Annotated in this window: 3 protein-coding genes and 1 pseudogene; 3 read left to right on the top strand and 1 reads right to left on the bottom strand. The window is 60.9% G+C overall.

Going from position 1 to position 2,986, the window contains the following annotated elements:
* On the bottom strand, positions 1–443 hold a 443-nt coding region (locus B7Y43_RS19770; protein WP_374133376.1), incomplete at its 3' end, for a cupin domain-containing protein.
* Positions 444–633: 190 nt separating this feature from the next.
* Between B7Y43_RS19770 and B7Y43_RS19765 the strand changes: the two genes are divergently transcribed.
* From B7Y43_RS19765 to B7Y43_RS19755, 3 genes and pseudogenes are all read left to right on the top strand, one after another.
* Complete coding sequence (locus B7Y43_RS19765; protein WP_374133375.1) at positions 634–1,449, top strand: 3-hydroxybutyrate dehydrogenase; 816 nt, start codon at positions 634–636, stop codon at positions 1,447–1,449.
* A gap of 63 nt (positions 1,450–1,512) precedes the next feature.
* On the top strand, positions 1,513–2,652 hold the full coding sequence (locus B7Y43_RS19760; protein ID WP_374133374.1) for a patatin-like phospholipase family protein: 1,140 nt from the start codon (positions 1,513–1,515) through the stop codon (positions 2,650–2,652).
* Between the two features lie 60 nt (positions 2,653–2,712).
* Positions 2,713–2,986: pseudogene (locus B7Y43_RS19755) on the top strand (hypothetical protein); the annotation flags it as partial.

Here is a 2,986-nt window from a genome sequence, read left to right as displayed (position 1 = left end):
CCGTGATGGACGTCTGACGACAGCAACACCGTCGGCACCTTGCCGCGATTGATCCAGTAATGCGAAATCCCATCGGCTTCGCGCGCGATGTCGCCGGCCTTGTGCAGAATCGGCACCGCGCAGTTGCTGCGATATTCGGTGATCTGGCCGCTGACAGTATAGATCAGGGCCGGGCGGTCCTTGTGGCTGTGCAGCGGTACGATGCCGCCCGGCTGGACGACGAGGCGACGGGTGCGCAGCTGGCGATCAGCGACGTCGATTTCGGCGCCGAGATCGACTGAGCCGAGGACGGTATCCGTTACGCCCTTGGGCATTGTCGGCGCGCCGGTGAGCGCATTGACTGTATTTTTGTTGACTGGGCACCCGCCGGCAAAAGCTGGCGTGGCGAGCGTGGTTGCTGCGAACAGCGCGAACACGGCGTTGCGTAGGGTTGTTCTGGTCATGATCGTCATCCTGTTACTTGGTTATGGGGGTCGGAAAACCGGGGGCGGTTCGCTGACACAATCAGGGTGTACGCTTCGGTCCGATCCCGGCCCAATCCCATTGCCGCATGGAATTGATGCACAAACGGCATTTCATTCGAGACATCAGATTGGGCAGTTTCCGGTCATCGTTTCCAAAAGGATGCCCGTTATGGACTTGCCAGCTACCTCGACCACCGCGCCAAAACCACTCGCCGGACGTGTCGCTGTTGTCACCGGATCAACCAGCGGAATCGGCCTGGGGATCGCGCACGCTTTTGCTGCGGCCGGTGCCGACCTCGTCATCAACGGCCTGGGTGATTGCGATGCAATCGAGGCAACATGCGCAGCCTTGTCCGCGCATGGCGGCAGCGTTGCCTATGATGGCGCAAATCTGCTGGATGCCGCCGGTGCGGCTGGACTGGTGGAGAATAGCATCGCGCTGCTCGGCCAGGTCGACATCCTGGTGAACAATGCCGGTATCCAGCATGTGTCGCCAATCGAGGATTTTCCTGTCGACAAATGGAACGCAATCATCGCGCTCAATCTGTCGGCGGCGTTTCATACGATCCGCACCGCCTTCGCACCGATGAAGGCATCAGGCTATGGCCGCATCATCAACGTCGCCTCAGCGCATGCGCTGGTCGCGTCACCGTTCAAAAGCGCCTATGTCGCCGCCAAGCACGGCGTGCTCGGGCTGACCAAAACCGTTGCTCTGGAGGGTGCTCAGTTCGGCGTCACCTGTAACGCGATCTGCCCCGGCTACGTATGGACTCCGCTGGTGGAGAACCAGATTGCCGATACTGCTCAGGCGCGCGGCATCGACCGAGAAGCGGTCATCCGCGACGTCCTGCTCGCAGCACAACCGACCAAGCGCTTCGCCACGGTCGAGGAACTCGGCGCGTTGGCCGTGTTCCTTTGTGGTCCTGGCGCTGCCTCAATCACTGGCGCCGCATTGCCCGTCGATGGCGGCTGGACTGCGCAATAACGGCTCGCGGTCGTCCCGTCGCGACCGGCTGCCGCCTCCCTTTCTCGATTAGGAGACACAATCATGAAGACCCTTCACGAAGAGATTTCGAGCTACGGCCAGACCGCTCTGGTCCTGCAAGGCGGCGGTGCGCTGGGAGCCTATCAGATCGGGGTGTATCAGGCGCTTTCCGAAGCGGGCATCGAACCCGACTGGGTGGTCGGCACCTCAATCGGTGCAATCAACGCCGCGCTGATCGCGGGAGGGCCTCCCAAGGACGGTCTTAATCGCCTGCGTGAATTCTGGAAGCGGGTCGAAAGCGATCGCTTCATGGGGATGCCGCTGCCCAGCTGGTTTCCCGCGGCCGCCCGCAACATGATGGCCGTCACCACCGGCATTCCGTCATTCTTTCGTCCCAACACGGCAGCCTTTGTAAGCCAGCATGCGCCGCTGGGCGCGGAGGGTGCCGGTTACTATTCGGTGGCACCGCTCGCCGAGACGCTGACTGATCTTGTCGATTTCGACCAGATCAACAACGGTCCAATTCGGCTGACCGTCGGCGCGTCGAACGTTCAGACCAGCGAGATGACCTATTTCGACAGCCGCGATCAGACCATCGACTTGCGCCATATCATGGCATCAGGCGCGCTGCCCCCGGCCTTCCCGGCAGTGCGGATCGACGATCAGCTCTATTGGGACGGCGGAATCCTGTCGAACACGCCGGTGGAAGTCGTATTCGATGACAATCCCCGCAAGAACGGGATGGTCTTTGCCGTTCATCTGTGGAACCCGCATGGCAAGGAGCCAGAGACCATCTGGGAGGTAATGAACCGCCAGAAGGACGTGCAGTATTCTAGCCGTGCGGCGTCGCACATCAAGCGCCAGCGCCAGCTGCACAAGATGCGCCATATCATTGCCGAAATGACTGCGCTGATCCCCGAAAAGGCGCTCGAAAGCCTCAAGCAGCGCGGCCTGACCGGCTATGGCTGCACGACACAGATGCACGTGATCCGTCTGCTTGCGCCTGCGCTCGACTATGAGGATCATGCCAAGGACGTCGATTTCAGCGCCGATGGCATTCGTCAGCGTTGGGAGGCGGGCTACCGCCACACGAGCGAAACGCTTGAAAAAGCCCCCTGGCGTGCTGAGGTCGATCCGAGCGAAGGATTTGTCCTGCACGAAGCCTGTGCCGGTGAAATGATCGAGACTACCGCCGCAAAATGATCCTCAAGCGCTACCCACTCGGGCTGGCGATGTGGTACACAGTTTCATGGGGTTTAATGGATGACACATCCGCTCGTCGCAGCGCTTGAAGACGCCTTCCAGGAAGTGCGTAATCGCAATCTTACGCTGGGCGAGCGGCTCAAATACGTCGCTGACTGTGTCCGCATCAAAGGACCAGGCTTCGCCGCCGCGGTCGATGCCTTTGTCAATCGACTGGAGGCGGCACAGGCAGGCGGCACGGCACCCATGGTCGGCGATGTCATGCCCGATTTTTGTATGCCCAGCCATGAAGGGCGGCTTGTCACCTTGCAATCGCTGCTCGAACAGGGGCCAG

The sequence above is a fragment of the Sphingomonas sp. 28-62-20 genome (genome assembly GCF_002281505.1).
Note: the sequence above shows the minus strand (reverse complement) of the source record. Positions and strands in the feature narration are given on the sequence as shown.